Origin of the sequence: Kitasatospora sp. NPDC058170, from assembly GCF_042883905.1 — a bacterium.
Lineage (GTDB): Bacteria > Actinomycetota > Actinomycetes > Streptomycetales > Streptomycetaceae > Kitasatospora.
In genome coordinates this window covers 160,987-174,128 of the sequence record NZ_JBHVUV010000021.1, presented here as the reverse complement: position 1 = coordinate 174,128, position 13,142 = coordinate 160,987, and the positions used below count along the sequence as shown (strand labels likewise).

Annotated in this window: 8 protein-coding genes and 2 pseudogenes; 6 read left to right on the top strand and 4 right to left on the bottom strand. The window is 72.0% G+C overall.

Annotation, left to right across the window (positions count from 1 at the left end; translation table 11 throughout):
• Positions 1-118: 118 nt before the first annotated feature.
• Positions 119-1,069, bottom strand: a complete 951-nt coding sequence (locus ACFVVX_RS24115) for a helix-turn-helix domain-containing protein (protein ID WP_387948664.1) — start codon at positions 1,067-1,069, stop codon at positions 119-121.
• Between the two features lie 247 nt (positions 1,070-1,316).
• Here ACFVVX_RS24115 and ACFVVX_RS24110 point away from each other — a divergent pair, with 247 nt between their 5' ends.
• Positions 1,317-2,225: a ribosome-inactivating family protein gene (locus tag ACFVVX_RS24110; protein WP_387948663.1), complete on the top strand. Its 909-nt coding sequence runs from the start codon at positions 1,317-1,319 to the stop codon at positions 2,223-2,225.
• Between the two features lie 524 nt (positions 2,226-2,749).
• Here the strand turns inward: ACFVVX_RS24110 and ACFVVX_RS24105 are convergent.
• The 3 genes and pseudogenes from ACFVVX_RS24105 to ACFVVX_RS24095 all read right to left on the bottom strand — a co-directional run.
• Positions 2,750-2,914 (bottom strand): annotated as a pseudogene (locus ACFVVX_RS24105) (pirin family protein); the annotation flags it as partial.
• A gap of 206 nt (positions 2,915-3,120) precedes the next feature.
• Positions 3,121-4,773 (bottom strand): FAD-binding oxidoreductase, encoded by a 1,653-nt coding sequence (locus tag ACFVVX_RS24100; RefSeq protein ID WP_387948662.1) that lies wholly within the window; start codon positions 4,771-4,773, stop codon positions 3,121-3,123.
• A gap of 146 nt (positions 4,774-4,919) precedes the next feature.
• Positions 4,920-5,163 (bottom strand): annotated as a pseudogene (locus tag ACFVVX_RS24095) (TetR family transcriptional regulator C-terminal domain-containing protein); the annotation flags it as partial.
• A 57-nt stretch (positions 5,164-5,220) separates the two neighbouring features.
• Between ACFVVX_RS24095 and ACFVVX_RS24090 the strand changes: the two are divergent.
• The 5 genes from ACFVVX_RS24090 to ACFVVX_RS24070 all read left to right on the top strand — a co-directional run bounded on the left by ACFVVX_RS24090 (position 5,221) and on the right by ACFVVX_RS24070 (position 13,127).
• Positions 5,221-5,748, top strand: a complete 528-nt coding sequence (locus ACFVVX_RS24090) for a MarR family winged helix-turn-helix transcriptional regulator (RefSeq protein ID WP_387948661.1) — start codon at positions 5,221-5,223, stop codon at positions 5,746-5,748.
• A 146-nt stretch (positions 5,749-5,894) separates the two neighbouring features.
• Complete coding sequence (locus tag ACFVVX_RS24085; protein ID WP_387948660.1) at positions 5,895-6,374, top strand: hypothetical protein; 480 nt, start codon at positions 5,895-5,897, stop codon at positions 6,372-6,374.
• A gap of 62 nt (positions 6,375-6,436) precedes the next feature.
• Complete coding sequence (locus ACFVVX_RS24080) at positions 6,437-7,303, top strand: SDR family oxidoreductase (RefSeq protein WP_387948659.1); 867 nt, start codon at positions 6,437-6,439, stop codon at positions 7,301-7,303.
• Between the two features lie 359 nt (positions 7,304-7,662).
• Complete coding sequence (locus tag ACFVVX_RS24075) at positions 7,663-11,718, top strand: Pls/PosA family non-ribosomal peptide synthetase (RefSeq protein WP_387948658.1); 4,056 nt, start codon at positions 7,663-7,665, stop codon at positions 11,716-11,718.
• A 74-nt stretch (positions 11,719-11,792) separates the two neighbouring features.
• A complete protein-coding gene (locus tag ACFVVX_RS24070) occupies positions 11,793-13,127 on the top strand; it encodes a M1 family metallopeptidase (RefSeq protein ID WP_387948681.1) in 1,335 nt (444 codons plus the stop codon).
• Positions 13,128-13,142 lie beyond the last annotated feature (15 nt).

Sequence of the window (13,142 nt, the reverse complement as noted above, 5' to 3'; positions counted from 1 at the left end):
CCAGCCGCCGGTCGAGCCGACCTGGCTGGTGCTGCCGATCAGCATCGCCATCCGGCGCTGCACACGGCTCAGCACGGCGGGGACGGGCTGAAGGGGTGCCGAAGACCTGAGGACGTCTTCAGCCCCCGGCGATCCGTCGCCACTGGCTGGGTGTCGCACCGAAGGTCCGGCGGAAGCGGCGCGAGAAGTACGCCGCGTCGGAGAAGCCCCAGGATCCGGCGATGCGCTCCACCGTCAGGTGCCGGTGGGTCGGTGCCACCAGGTCGTTCCGGGCCCCTTCGAGGCGGCGCCGGATGATCCACTGTTCGAGGCTGAAGCCGCTGTCCTCGCAGAGCCGGTAGAGGGTCCTGACGGAGATGTGGTGAACCGCCGCGATCCGTCGGGGGTCGAGGTCTCGTTCCCGCAGATGGAGCCGGGCGTACGCCAGGACACGGGTGAGCAGGGTCTCCCGGGCGGTGCGGCGACGGGTCCGGTCGTCTCCGGCGACGGAGACGATCCAGGCGCGGGTGAGTTCGGTGGTCGCGTTGACCAGAGCCTCGGTCTCGGGGCCTCCGGTGAGACTGTCGGCGACCGCGTACAAGCCCTTGAGGTGGTTCACGAGGAGAATGCCGACGGGGCTGTGCTGAATGACGGGGAGCGCCGCGCGCACGGCGTCGGTCGGTACGGTGAGGCCGGAGGTGTCGAGCAGGAAGGCGAGACTGCTTCCGGTGCCCGACCACGAGTAGCCGTACCCGTCCGGCATGTGGAGGAGCGACAGGCTGTCCCGGCTCAGGCGGCGCTGGTGGTCCTCGAACGAGAAGCCGCCCTCGCCCCGGACCTGGAGGACCACCGCGACCGCCTCCATCGCGTCCTTCCGGGCCTGTCCCAGCGAGCGGCCGATGCTGAAACCGGTGCCCTGGGTGTTGAACAGGGTGAGGGAGCCGATGTTCCAGAGGTCGATCCGCCTCCACATCCGCTCCTCGGGCTCCTCCTCCTCGACGATGTCGACACCGCCCTGCTCGACGGCCCCCGTCCGGTAGGCAGCCGTCCGATCGCCCTTCGGCAGGTCGTTCGTGTCCAGGACCAGCACACCGTCTCCCCTCTCGCGCCTCCCGCCCAGGGCATCCTGCACCGCTCGGTGACCCGGTGTCAGCCTCGTCCGGGCGACAGTCGCGGCGGGGTACTGGCGCTCAGGGACAAGGTGTTGGCACACAGGGCACCGACCGGGGTCGGGCGCGCTGCCATAGTCCTTGGGACTCCCACCGACCGGTTCCCGGTCGGACCTGTCACCTCCCGCCCGGGTGCACCCGCACCTTCCCGCCGACAAGGAGTTCCGCATGTCCGACGCCAGCCCGTGGCAACGGCTCACCCGGCGCCTCGCCGGGCTCCTGGCCGCACTCGTCCTGTCTCTCACCGCGCTCGGCACCGGCGCGCCCGCCGCACACGCCGATCCGGCCCAGCCGCTCACCGTCGTCGACTGGGACATCAGCGGCCTCGAACACGGCGGCCAGGGCCACCACGACCGGTACTGGAACCTGATCGACCAGATCCACCAGATCAGCGGCCACGACTTCTACCAGGTCCTGGACGAGACCACCACGACCTACAACCAGCTGATCCAGGTCCGGGTCACCTACGGCGGCCAGTACGTCGTCTCGCTCTACTTCTGGGCCAACACCCTCTACCTGGCCGGGATCTACCAGCCCGGTCAGCCCGACGGCACCGGCAACCGGCACTACGTCTTCCCCGACGGCTACCCCGCCGCCTTCAACCAGGTCCTGGGCGTCCAGGCCCACCAACTGCCCTGGAACGGCAGCTACGCCAACCTGCCGGGCGGCGGCAACCGCGCAGAGCGCCAGCTCACCCCGCAGAACCTCCAGAACGGCCTGCTGACCCTGCGCAGGACCCAGGAACTCCTCGGCTCGGCGGCCGGAACCAACACCATCGGCTCCTACCTCGTCGACGTCATCGGCGCGACCGCCGAGGCGGCCCGCTTCGGCTACATCTTCGACACCGTCCGGCAGAACATCCGCAACCAGGCGTCGACACCGATCGGCGCCTTCGGCGCGGACCTCGAAACCAGCTGGGGCCAGCTCTCCGCCTGGGTCTACGCCCGCCTCAACAACCCTTCCGGCCCCGGCATCACCATCGGCGCCCCTGCATACAGCCGGTACTACGCGACGGTGGCGGCCCTAATCGCCAACCTCGGCTACATCGAACTCAACGGCCACAAGCGCAACGGCTGACGGCACCGCTCCGCCCGATCTCCCCGGGGGACGAGGCGAGTGGTGAAGGTAGGCGGTAGGGCGACGGTCTGTACCGAGCCAAGGAACTGCGGCAGGCCCTTGCCTGCGTACCCGGGACAACGAGCCGGCCGCCACGCCCAGCCGCCAGGTCCACGGTGATCCCGCGCGCCCACCGGGGCGCCGTGCATCGCCTCTGCCACAACGACGCAGGTCTTCGAATCAGCAACATGACCGTGGTGCAGTCCGAACACGGCGAAGCCGGCTCGGTCAAGCGGTGGCCGACCAGGCCAATTCGCCACTGACGATCAGTCAGAAAAGTCAGCAAAAAGTCAGCATCAGTACGAGCGGACCTTGCGAAACGCACGTAGACCTGAGAATCGACGCGCCCCGTGCCTGCCTCCCGAGGAAGCAGGCACGGGAAGCGGAACTCGTCCTGCGACCGCCCTTCCGATGCGCTTCGGATGGCGGAACAGTCCAGTGGACAGCGACCGGAACAGGTGCTTCATCCGAGACATCTTCCCAGGTCAGCGCACCCGTCCGCGCGCCTTCAGGGGAATGTCGGGGAGGGCCGGGGCGTGGAGGCGGGCACCGTCGTAGCCGTGCACTTCGCCGAAGCGAATTCCCTTTTCCCAGTCGTTCCGCGCTTGTGCGATCTCCTCACCGGATCGGCCGATGAAGTTCCACCACAATCCGATACCCCACGAGACCGTTACCGAGCGGCCCAGCCCGCCCCGGGTGGGCCGCCGAGAAGACTGCCGTCCGTCAATGACCACGCCGAAGCAACCGGCGCCGGCCAGCTGCGATCAGGCAAGTCTTCACTTTAAGGTCTTTACTCATACCTTTCATCCCGATATCGCCTGCTCACCGGATGGTCGACATCGCTCTGCTTGTGCGGTCAGGACGGCAAGGTGACCGACTGGGCGTGGTGGAAGACGTTCTTGTCGTCCCAGGTCTTCTTGGTCCTCTGCAGCCGGGCGTAGTTCTCCTTGTAGTACAGGCGCTGGTACGCGGGCTTGGTCTGGCCGGCCTGGCCGAGGTCGATGTCGGGGTAGTTGACGTAGGCACCGTCGGTGGTGCTGGTCGGTCCGATCTCCGGGATGCCGCCGGTGGACTTGTAGACGGCCTGGTAGATGCCGCGCAGGTAGGCGAGGTGGGCGTCGTCACCGGCGGGGTCGGTCCAGTAGGTCTGGTACTGGAGCTTCATGATCGAGTCGCGCTGGGGAACGGCCGTCTCGGTGGAGCCGCGGGCATTGATCCGACAGCCGTAGGAGTCGATCTGGACCAACGTCTGCTTGAGGTCGATCCCGCCCGCGTCCCTGGTCAGCCAGGCCCAGAAGGCATCGGTCTGGGCGGAGGTGAAGGGCTCGCGGTGGTACGCCGACTTGTACTTGCCGCGCTGGTTGTCGCCGGAGGGGTTGAGCGTCATGGTGGCCTGGAACCACGGCATCTGGCGGCGCTTGTCCGGGTAGGGCAGGAACAGGCCTCCGGCGGTGTGCGTCTGGACGGTCGCCTTGGTCGTCATGCCGGACTCGACGAAGGACACGAACGCGTCCAGCGGGGCGGGGTCGTCCTCGTCCCACTGGCTCAGCAGGACGACGTTCCCGTTCGACTTGTGGGTGAGTTTGAGGATGCTGAACAGGCCCCGGTAGACGGTCTCGTCCTTGCCGCTGTGCTTGGCGAAGAAGGCGCCGAAGTTCTTCAGCAGCGTCCGGAAGTCCTCGGGGTTCTGCAGCAGGCCCTCCCACGGCCAGGCGACGCTGCTCAGCCAGACCCGCGGCGGCGGCTTGGGGATGTCGTGCGCGAAGTGGTAGCGCAGCACCACTCCGAAGTTCCCGCCGCCGCCCCCGGTGTGCGCCCAGAAGAGGTCCTCCTCCGGTGAGCCCTTGGTGTCGAGGCGGTTCGCCCTGGTGAGCTCGACCTTGCCGTCCCGGACGGTGACCACGTCGACCTGGACCAGGTGGTCGACGGTCAGCCCGTGCCGCCGCGACAGCAGGCCGTACCCGCCGCCGCAGATGTGCCCGCCCGCCCCGACCGAGTAGCAGGAGCCGGCGGGCAGCGTGACGTCGTATTTCCGGAACAGCGTGGTGTAGATGTCCCAGTTGGTGGCACCGCCCTCGACGCAGTACGTCGGCTTTCCGAACTTGTCCGTCGCCGCGTAGACGCCCCGCAGGGTGCTGAGGTCGAGAATGACGCCGCCGTTGTTGTCGACGAACCCCTCGTAGCAGTGCCCGCCGGCCCGGACCGTCGGCCTCAGGCGCCTTGCGAGGGCTGTCTTCAGCTCCGCCACGGCGTCCGCCTCGTTGCCGACCAGGCGGATGTACTCCGGTTTGCTGCTCCAGCGCTGGTTGAAGCCCTGACCGAGCGTCTGGTACCGCGGGTCGGTCGGCAGCACGGACTGGCCCTCGGCCACCGCCGCCGCGTCGGCATCGGAACCGGCAGCAGCGGCCGCGGCCGGAACGGCGGCCGCGCCCAGCGAACCGACCGAAACCCCGGCGGCGGCCATTCCGGCACTGCCCAGGAATCCACGGCGGGAGAATTCTCGACGCATGTCAGGACCCACTTTCTCGACTCTGAGAAGCTGGCAGCCGCACGCTAGCACGAGAAACGAGAAAAGGAATCCCTATACGAATTAATGTGAAAGTACGTCCTTTTTGAAAGCCCGTCCGGAATCGCCCGCACGACGTGACGGACGGCTCAGGAGGCCGACCCGTCCGGCGCACGCAGCGCCGCCGCGATCAGACCCCGACCTCCTCCGGCCGCACGCTGCCACCGCTCACCAGCCGGTCGAAGACCAGCCCGTCGACACAGGCCAGCAGGGTCGTGGTGCGCCCCTCCACATCGGCCGCCCCCTGTCCGACTGTCCGGCGAGGAACACCCGGACGGCGTGGCGCGCCGCATTCTCACGCGGGACGAGGATCTCGCGCAGCTCGGGGTCGCGCGCGCCCCCGGGGCGGCCGCCTTGACGACGGATGTAATTAGGGGCCATACTACCTTCATGGTTCACGACAGGCCCCAGCCCGACACGGGCGGCGCACCCACGCTCGACCAGGCACAGCGCCAGATCACCCGCTACGGCCTCACGGCCGACCCGCAGGCGATCCTGGTCGCGGCCCGCCTGATGACGGCGGGGGCCCGGCTCGGTCAGGCCGGCGAGGCGCACTTCTCCCGGTTCGGCCTGTCGACCGGACGCTACCGGCTGCTCGCCGACCTGGAGGACCACGGCGGCGAGAAGTCGCCCTCCCAACTGGCGGTCAGCCTCGGAGTGTCGCGGGCGACCGTGACCGGCCTGGTCGACGGGCTCGAGCGCGACGGCCTGGTGGCCCGCCGACCGTCCGCCGAGGACGGCCGGGCCAGTGTGGTCATCCTGACCGCACGCGGCGCCCAGCGCCTGCGGGACATGGCACCCGAGCACTACGCACGCATGCAGGCCATGGTCGGCGGCCTCTCGGTGGAGGAACGCACCGTGTTCCTCGACCTGCTGGCCAGGCTGGTCGAGGGCATGGACGCCCTGACCGCCGACTAGCCCCCAGGCCCCGCAGCACCCAGACCCCACCCGGCTCCACCACGGCGGGCCGCCCGGAGACGACCGGCGGCCCGCCCCCTCACAGACTAATAATTAGGCAACTAAGCACTAATAATTAGCCACCTAATCACCTACAGAGGAAGCCCATGACCGGAACGCACACCATCGCCACCGGCCCGCCCGACGAGCCCCCGCCGTTCGTTCTCCACCGCGAGGTCCTGGTCTCCTACGCCATGCCCGCCGTGATGGCGGGTATCGGCGGCCTGGCGACCCAGCAGTCCGAGCTGGTGATCGCGGCCGGAACCACCATCGCCGGCACCTCCGCCGTGGTCGCCGCGCTGATCGGCTCCCGGCTGCGCCGCCGCCCGGACCACTCGTGGATGCTGCGGGTGCCGCGCCTCCTGCTGGCGGTCGGGCTCGGCGTCCTGGCCGCCGCCGTCGCCCTGGGACTGGGCTGGTCCGGCGCGCACTGGCTGCCGCGCATCCCCGCGCTCGCCGACAGCCCGTGGCCCGCCCGGCTCCGCATCGACCTGCCGGTCTCCGCCGCGATCGCCGCGACCGCGATCGGCTGGCGCTGGCGCGGCACCCGCCCGCGCCGTCCGCGCCGCCGGCACCAGTCCCGCTGACGACACAAGCCCCGCTGACACCACCACCAGCCGACACCACCACCAACCGAAAGGACCACACGATGATCGCCATCATGGGCGCCTCCGGCGCCACCGGCGGCGCACTGCTCCAGAGCCTCGCCGCCCTCGAGGTGCCGAGCCGCGCACTCAGCCGCGACCCGCACCGCCTCGCGGCCGGTCTCACCGTCCGCACCCGCTCGCTGGTCGACCCGGTGGCCGCCGACGCGAATGACCCGGACTCGCTGCGCACCGCCTTCAAGGGGGTCCAGCAGCTGTTCCTCGTCATGACCAACGGGCCGCAGCAGGTCGAGCACGAGCTGCGCGCCATCGACGTGGCCGTCCACAGCGGCGTGGAGCACATCGTCAAGATCTCGGCGCCCGCCGCCGAGCCGGACTCCCCCGTCGCCTTCTCCCGAGGCCACCACCGCATCGAGCAGCACCTGCGGGCCTCGGGGGTCACGGCTACCATCCTGCGGCCGTACGCGTTCATGCAGCGACTGCTGCTGCTGGCGCCCGGCATAGCGGGTGCGGGGTTCGTACACGGTACGCTGGGGGAAACCCGGTGCAACTACGTCGACTGCCGGGACATCGGCGAGGTCGCCGCCGCAGCGCTCACCCGGCCCGGGATCGCCGGGGGGACGTACCACCTGACCGGCGACCGGGCCTACAGCCACCCCGAGCTCGTCGAGCTGATGGGCACGGTGCTCGGCCGGCCCGTCCGCTACGTCGACCTGGAGCCGGCGGAGCTGCACGCACACCTGGTGCGGTTCGCCGGGATGCCCGACTGGCTGGCGAACCACGTCCTGGAGATCCAGCGGCTGGCGACCGACCGGCCGGAGACCCCGGACGACACCGTCGTCCGGCTGCTCGGACGGCCTCCGCGCACTCTGGAGGCCTTCCTCCGCGAGCACCGGGAGCAGTTCAACTGATCCATCCGGCGCCGTGGCGGGCCCGGAAACCGGGCCCGCCACCCGAAGGGAGCACAATTCGGTGTGGCGTGGCTCACGTCGGCGAAATCGACCTGACGGTCCGTCAAAATGACTGACATTCCGTCACTTACGGCCGACCACTGCTCAGTTATTCACTGACGAATCGTCAGATTCGGCCATTCCAGCCAGAGTTGACTGGAGTGTCGGGTAGTTCGCCGTTCATCACCCAGGGCTACCATCGGTCGGGTTGTCCGCTCCGGCCCCGGAGTGGGGTCACCCGATCAGGCGTGTGCTCCCACCGCCCCCAGGGACCGGGCATTGGTCGGAACGGGGCGAGGACGAGGAGCGCACGGTCTGCCATGACAGCTGAACCGATCCACACCGAGACAGCGCAGGACGCGACAGCACAGGACGCGACCGCGGCGGAGTACAGCGCTCCCGCGGAGCTCAGCGCCCTGGCGGACCCCAGCGCGCCCGCGGACCCCAGCGCGCCGGCGGGGCACAGCGCCCTGACAGGGCAGCAGCACCGCCCGGAGCTGCAGGCCCCCACGGCGCAGGCCCTCTTCCCCGGTCGCCCGGCCCCCGCCCCGCGGACCCTGGTCGACATCCTGGACGCCACCGTCCGCGCCCACCCGAACGAGCCGGCCCTCGACGACGGGCGCACCGTCCTCAGCTACCGGGCGCTCGCCGCCGAGGTCGAGCAGCTGCGCGGCCGTCTGGCCGCCGCCGGCATCGGCGCGGGCGACCGGGTCGGCATCCGCGTCCCGTCCGGCACCAACGACCTCTACATCGCCATCCTCGCCGTGCTGGCCGCAGGCGCCGCCTACGTGCCCGTCGACGCCGAGGACCCGGACGAGCGCGCCCAGCTGGTCTTCGAGGAGGCCGCCGTCGCCGCCGTGCTCGGGGCGGACCGCGCGCTCACCACCACCACCGGCACCAGCACCACCACCACCGGCGCGGAACGGACCGCGGCGCCCGCCGGCTACCGGCCGACCCCCGCCGACGACGCCTGGATCATCTTCACCTCCGGCTCCACCGGCAAGCCCAAGGGCGTCGCCGTCACCCACCGCAACGCCGCCGCCTTCGTGGACGCCGAGGCCGCGCTCTTCCTCCAGGAGGAGCCGATCGCCCCCGGCGACCGGGTGATGGCCGGGCTCTCCGTCGCCTTCGACGCCTCCTGCGAGGAGATGTGGCTGGCCTGGCGCTACGGCGCCTGCCTGGTGCCCGTCCCCCGCTCCCAGGTGCGCAGCGGCGCCGACCTCGGCCCGTGGCTCGCCGAGCAGGAGATCACCGTGGTCTCCACCGTCCCGACGCTGGCCGCGCTCTGGCCCGCCGAGGCGCTGAACGAGGTCCGGCTGCTGATCTTCGGCGGTGAGGCCTGCCCGCCCGAGCTGGTGCAGCGCCTGGTCACCGAGGGCCGCGAGGTCTGGAACACCTACGGGCCCACCGAGGCGACCGTGGTGGCCTGCGCGGCCCTGCTGACCGGCGACGGCCCGGTACGGATCGGTCTGCCGCTGGACGGCTGGGACCTCGCCGTGGTCGACGAGCAGGGGCGGCCCGTCCCGGTCGGCGACACCGGCCAGCTGGTGATCGGCGGCGTCGGCCTGGCCCGCTACCTGGACCCGGTGAAGGACGCCGAGAAGTACGCACCGCTCGAATCCCTCGGCTGGGAGCGCGCCTACCGCAGCGGCGACCTCGTCCAGGCCGACCCGGCGGGCCTGCTGTTCCTCGGCCGCACCGACGAGCAGATCAAGCTCGGCGGCCGCCGGATCGAGCTCGGCGAGGTCGACGCGGCGCTCCAGGCCCTGCCGGGCGTGGCCGGCGCGGCCGCCGCCGTCCGCACCGCCCGGGGCGGCAACCAGCTGCTCGTCGGCTACCTGGTGACCAAGGACGGCTGGGACCGCGAGCAGTCCGTCGAGCGGCTGCGCGCCGAGCTGCCCGCCGCCCTGGTGCCGCTGCTCGCCCCCGTCGACTCGCTGCCCACCCGCACCTCCGGCAAGGTCGACCGGGCCGCCCTGCCCTGGCCGCTGCCCGAGCTGGAGACGGCCGGCCCGACCGAGCAGCTGTACGGCACCGAGGCCTGGCTCGCCGAGCAGTGGGCGGAGATTTTGGGCGTGCCGGTGACCGGCGCGCGCGACGACTTCTTCGCGGTCGGTGGCGGCAGCCTCGCCGCCGCCCGGCTCACCACCCTGCTGCGCACCCGCTACCCGAACGCCGCCGTGCTGGACATCTACCAGCAGCCGACGCTGCGCAAGCTGGCCCGCCACCTGGAGCGTTCCGCCGCCGACGGCGGCGAGGCCCGGACGATCGCCCTGGTGCCGACCAGGGCCAAGCTGCTCCAGCTGCTCCTGCTGATCCCGCTGTTCACCGTGGTCGGGCTGCGCTGGACGGTCGCCCTGCTGGCGCTCGGCAACGTGCTCACCTGGTTCGGCGACTACCCGTGGGCGCCCACCGCCTCCTGGTGGGCGGTCGGCGCGGGCGCGCTGGCGCTGTTCACCCCGCCCGGCCGACTGGCGATCGCGGCCGGCGGCGCCCGGCTGCTGCTGCGCGGGCTGCAAACCGGCAGCCACCCGCGCGGCGGCTCCATGCACCTGCGGCTCTGGGCCGCCGAGCGGCTCGCCGAGGTCAGCGGCGCCACCTCGCTCTCCGGGGCCTGGCTGGTGCGCTACGCGCGGGCGCTGGGCGCCAAGGTCGGCGAGGAGGTGGACCTGCACTCGCTGCCGCCCGTCACCGGCATGCTGAAGCTGGGCCGGGGCTGCGCGGTGGAGGCCGAGGTCGACCTGTGCGGGTACTGGCTGGACGGCGACCGGCTGGAGGTCGGCCAGGTCAAGGTCGGCTCGGGGGCCGTGGTCGGGACGCGCTCGACGCTGCTGCCCGGCGCCCGGGTGGGCAAGCGGGCACAGGTGGTGCCCGGCTCCAGCGTCACCGGGCAGGTCCCGACCGGTCAGCGCTGGGGCGGCGCTCCCGCCGTCAAGCTGGGCCGGGCCGAGCGGACCTGGCCCAAGGAGCGCCCGCCGCGCCGGGCCCGCTTCGCCGCGCTGTACGGCGCCAGCGGTACCGCCATCGGCCTGCTGCCGGTGCTGCCCGCGCTCGCGGCGCTCGCCGTCGTCTCCCGGTTCGTCCGGCCCGGTGACGACCTCGCCGCCGCGCTCGGCGGCGCCCTGCTCGCGCTGCTGCCCGCCACCCTCGTCTACGGCGCGCTGTACGCGGCGCAGCTGGTGGCGGCGGTGCGGCTGCTCAGCCTCGGTCTGACGACCGGGCTGCACCCGCTGCACGGCCGGGTCGGCTGGCAGGCCTGGACGGTCACCCAGCTGATGGACCAGGCCCGGGAGATCCTCTTCCCGCTGTACGCGGGGCTGGTCACGCCGCTGTGGCTGCGGGCGCTGGGCATGAAGGTCGGCCGCGGCGCCGAGGTGTCCACGGTGCTGGCGCTGCCCAGCCTGACCACGGTCGGCGACGGCGCGTTCCTGGCCGACGACACCCTGATCGCCCCGTACGAGCTGGGCGGCGGCTGGGTGCGCCTCGGCGAGTCGAAGGTCGGTGACCGGGCGTTCCTCGGGAACTCGGGGATGACCGCGCTGGGGCGCGCGGTACCGGCCCGGGGTCTGGTCGGCGTGCTGTCGGCGACGCCGAAGAAGGCCAAGAAGGGCAGCTCGTACCTGGGCATGCCGCCGATGCGGCTGCCGCGCTCGGCCGACCAGGCCGACCAGAGCCTGACCTACGAGCCGCCGACCCGGCTGTTCTGGGCGCGCGGGCTGGTCGAGGTGGCCCGGCTGCTGCCGGTGCTGGCCTCGGGCGCGCTGGGCGCGCTGACCCTGGCGGCGCTGTCCTGGCTGGCCGCGGGCTGGTCGCCGCTGGCGGCCGCGCTGCTCTCGGGTCTGGTGATGCTGACGGCCGGCGGCCTGGCCTGCGCGGTCGCGGTGGCGGCGAAGTGGCTGCTGGTCGGGCGGTTCCGGGCGGTGGAGCACCCGCTGTGGAGCGGCTTCGTGTGGCGCAACGAGCTCGCGGACACCTTCGTCGAGGTGCTGGCGGTGCCGTGGCTGGTGGGTTCCGTGCCCGGCACCCCGGTGCTGAACCTCTGGCTGCGGGCGCTCGGCGCGGGCGTCGGGCGGGGTGTCTGGTGCGAGAGCTACTGGCTGCCGGAGGCGGACCTGGTCACCCTCGGGGACGGGGTCACCATCAACCGGGGCTGTGTGGTGCAGACCCACCTCTTCCACGACCGGATCATGCGGATGGATACTGTCATCCTCCGCGAGGGCGCCACCCTGGGCCCGGGCGGCATCGTGCTGCCCGGCAGCACGGTGGGCGCGCGCAGCACGCTGGGCCCGGCCTCGCTGGTGATGCGCGCCGAGTCCGTCCCCGCCGACACGCGGTGGTTGGGCAACCCGATCGAGGCGTGGCAGACCACGTCGTGACCGTCCCCACCGCCCCCGCCGCGCCCGTCGCCCCGACCGCCCAGGAAGAGTACGACCCGGTGAAATCCCGTCCGGTGAACCCCGACCATGCCGCGCCGCACCGCACCGCCGCGCCGGACCCGTACTTCCCGAACAGCGGGGACCAGCGCTACCGGGTCCACCGCTACGAGCTCGCGCTGGACTACCGCCCCGGCCCCAACCGGCTCGGCGGCACGGCCCGGCTCAGCGCCGTGGCCCGTGTGGCCCTGCCCGAGTTCGCGCTGGACCTCGCGGACTTCCGGATCGGCCGGGTGCTGGTGGACGGCAAGGCCGCCCGCTACACCCACCGGGCCGGCAAGCTGCGGATCCGTCCGGCCAAGGCGCTCACCGCGGGCGCCGCGTTCACCGTCGAGGTGCACTACACCGGCAACCCGCGCCCGGTCCGCAGCCCCTGGGGCGGCCTGGGGTGGGAGGAGCTGACCGACGGGGCGCTGGTCGCCAGCCAGCCGGTCGGAGCGCCCTCCTGGTTCCCGTGCAACGACCGGCCCGCGGACAAGGCCACCTACCAGATAGCCGTCACCACGCCGTCGCCGTACACCGTGGTGGTCGGCGGCCGGCTGCTGGCCCGCACCACCCGGGCGTCCAGCACCACCTGGGTGTACGAGCAGTCCGCGCCGACCTCGCCCTACCTGGTCACCGTCTCGATCGGCCCGTACCAGGCCGTCCCGCTCGCCGAGCGCCCGGCCGTCCCGCAGACCGGTTACGTCCCGGAGCGGCTGGCCGGCGAGTTCACGGCCGGTTTCGGCCGGCAGGCGCGGATGATGGCGTACTTCGAGGAGGCCTTCGGCCCGTACCCGTTCGGCGAGTACGCGGTGGTCGTCGCCGACGAGGAGCTGGACGTACCCGTGGAGGCGCAGGGCGTCGCCACCTTCGGCACCAACCACCTCGGCGGCGGCTGGGGTCGTGAGCGGCTGATCGCCCACGAGCTGGCCCACCAGTGGTTCGGCAACAGCGTGTCGATCGCCGACTGGAGCCACATCTGGCTCAACGAAGGGCTCGCCAAGTACGCGGAGTGGCTCTGGTCCGAGCACGCCGGCGGCCCGTCCGCCGCCACCCACGCCGCCGCCGCGCACTCCCTGCTGGCCGGTCTCCCCCAGGACCTCCGCCTCGGCGACCCGGGCCGCAAGCTGATGTTCGACGACCGGCTCTACCAGCGCGGCGGCCTCACCGTCCACGCGCTGCGGACCGTGCTCGGCGACGCCTCCTTCCTCCCGATGCTCAGGGACTGGGCCACCATCCACCGGCACGGCGTGGTCAACACCGCGGACTTCCGAACCCACGCCGCCCGCTACTCGGACGGCCCGCTGGACGCGCTGTTCGACGCCTGGCTCAGGGAGCCCGCGCTGCCGCCGCTGCGGCCCGCTGTCTGACCCCGCGTGCAGAAC

Bases quoted from the DNA above. Each gene is read 5' to 3' on its own strand.
- ACFVVX_RS24110 (WP_387948663.1), top strand. From the start codon at position 1,317: ATGTCCGACGCCAGCCCGTGGCAACGGCTCACCCGGCGCCTCGCCGGG.
- ACFVVX_RS24100 (WP_387948662.1), bottom strand. From the start codon at position 4,773: ATGCGTCGAGAATTCTCCCGCCGTGGATTCCTGGGCAGTGCCGGAATG.
- ACFVVX_RS24090 (WP_387948661.1), top strand. From the start codon at position 5,221: ATGGTTCACGACAGGCCCCAGCCCGACACGGGCGGCGCACCCACGCTC.
- ACFVVX_RS24085 (WP_387948660.1), top strand. From the start codon at position 5,895: ATGACCGGAACGCACACCATCGCCACCGGCCCGCCCGACGAGCCCCCG.
- ACFVVX_RS24080 (WP_387948659.1), top strand. From the start codon at position 6,437: ATGATCGCCATCATGGGCGCCTCCGGCGCCACCGGCGGCGCACTGCTC.
- ACFVVX_RS24075 (WP_387948658.1), top strand. From the start codon at position 7,663: ATGACAGCTGAACCGATCCACACCGAGACAGCGCAGGACGCGACAGCA.